The organism is Luteimicrobium sp. NPDC057192, from assembly GCF_042670205.1.
Classification (GTDB): Bacteria; Actinomycetota; Actinomycetes; order Actinomycetales; family Cellulomonadaceae; genus Luteimicrobium.
The window spans coordinates 1-2,297 of record NZ_JBHUWD010000073.1; the positions used below are offsets into that span (position 1 = coordinate 1).

The 2,297-nt window shown below is 58.7% G+C and carries 2 rRNA genes; both read right to left on the reverse strand.

From position 1 onward, the window contains the following. A 23S ribosomal RNA gene (locus ACFT5B_RS19435) occupies positions 1 to 238 on the reverse strand; the annotation flags it as partial. A 464-nt stretch (positions 239 to 702) separates the two neighbouring features. Next, positions 703 to 2,222 (reverse strand): 16S ribosomal RNA (locus tag ACFT5B_RS19440). Positions 2,223 to 2,297 lie beyond the last annotated feature (75 nt).

Below are 2,297 nucleotides of genomic sequence, written 5' to 3' on the forward strand. Positions count from 1 at the left end.
CTACTCACGGAATATCTCTTCCTGCCGGTACTGAGATGTTTCACTTCCCGGCGTTCCCTCCACACACCCTATATATTCAGGTGCAGGTGACCACACATGACTGTGGCCGGGTTTCCCCATTCGGACATCCTCGGATCACGGTTCGTTTGCCAACTCCCCGAGGCTTATCGCAGGCTACGACGTCCTTCTTCGGCTCCTGGTGCCAAGGCATCCACCCTGTGCCCTTAAAAACTTAACTCAACAACAAAATTGCAGAAACCACGGACACACACCACAACGGGCATGCAATCTGTGATTCTCAAAGATGCTCGCGTCCACTGTACAGTTCTCAAGCAACCGACGATCCCGCAGCTGGCCCACACCTCACGGCGCGGCTCGCCTACGGCCCGCATCAGAAGCAACAACCACCACCCACCCCGGCCTCACGACCGGTCAGGCGGCCCACGGCCGTTCCCTCAGGACCCAACAGTGTGCTCATCGGCCCCACCCCCAGCCGGCCACCACCTTCCACACCAGGCCCCCGAAGGAACCCAGCAGTACTAGCAGCGACCGCACCCCAGGGGCACGACCTCGTCAATGTTCCACCCATGAGCAACCACCCGGCACACGTTCGGCACCGGCATGACCACCAACCCGCCCACCCACCCCGAACAGGGCAGACCGACAAGCCGGCAGCGCTCAACAGAAGCAAAAGCTCCTTAGAAAGGAGGTGATCCAGCCGCACCTTCCGGTACGGCTACCTTGTTACGACTTAGTCCCAATCGCCAGTCCCACCTTCGACCACTCCCCCCACAAGGGTTGGGCCATGGGCTTCGGGTGTTACCGACTTTCGTGACTTGACGGGCGGTGTGTACAAGGCCCGGGAACGTATTCACCGCAGCGTTGCTGATCTGCGATTACTAGCGACTCCGACTTCATGGGGTCGAGTTGCAGACCCCAATCCGAACTGAGACCGGCTTTTTGGGATTCGCTCCACCTTACGGTATCGCAGCCCTTTGTACCGGCCATTGTAGCATGCGTGAAGCCCAAGACATAAGGGGCATGATGATTTGACGTCATCCCCACCTTCCTCCGAGTTGACCCCGGCAGTCTCCCATGAGTCCCCGGCATAACCCGCTGGCAACATGGGACGAGGGTTGCGCTCGTTGCGGGACTTAACCCAACATCTCACGACACGAGCTGACGACAACCATGCACCACCTGTACACCGACCTTGCGGGGCGACCATCTCTGGCCGTTTCCGGTGTATGTCAAGCCTTGGTAAGGTTCTTCGCGTTGCATCGAATTAATCCGCATGCTCCGCCGCTTGTGCGGGCCCCCGTCAATTCCTTTGAGTTTTAGCCTTGCGGCCGTACTCCCCAGGCGGGGCACTTAATGCGTTAGCTGCGGCACGGAACTCGTGGAATGAGCCCCACACCTAGTGCCCAACGTTTACGGCATGGACTACCAGGGTATCTAATCCTGTTCGCTCCCCATGCTTTCGCTCCTCAGCGTCAGTTGCGGCCCAGAGACCTGCCTTCGCCATCGGTGTTCCTCCTGATATCTGCGCATTCCACCGCTACACCAGGAATTCCAGTCTCCCCTACCGCACTCTAGTCTGCCCGTACCCACTGCAAGCCCGAGGTTGAGCCTCGGGATTTCACAGCAGACGCGACAAACCGCCTACGAGCTCTTTACGCCCAATAATTCCGGACAACGCTTGCGCCCTACGTATTACCGCGGCTGCTGGCACGTAGTTAGCCGGCGCTTCTTCTGCAGGTACCGTCACTTGCGCTTCTTCCCTGCTGAAAGAGGTTTACAACCCGAAGGCCGTCATCCCTCACGCGGCGTCGCTGCATCAGGCTTGCGCCCATTGTGCAATATTCCCCACTGCTGCCTCCCGTAGGAGTCTGGGCCGTGTCTCAGTCCCAGTGTGGCCGGTCGCCCTCTCAGGCCGGCTACCCGTCGTCGCCTTGGTAGGCCATCACCCCACCAACAAGCTGATAGGCCGCGAGCCCATCCCCAACCGATAAATCTTTCCAACCCCCACCATGCAGTGGAAGCTCATATCCGGTATTAGCCCCGGTTTCCCGGAGTTATCCCAAAGTCAGGGGCAGGTTACTCACGTGTTACTCACCCGTTCGCCACTGATCCACCCAGCAAGCTGGGCTTCACCGTTCGACTTGCATGTGTTAAGCACGCCGCCAGCGTTCGTCCTGAGCCAGGATCAAACTCTCCGTAAATGTTTCAACGCCAACCAACCCCACCACCAAAGCAGCAGAACCAGTCAACAAACCATACGAAGAACACCCTCAAAA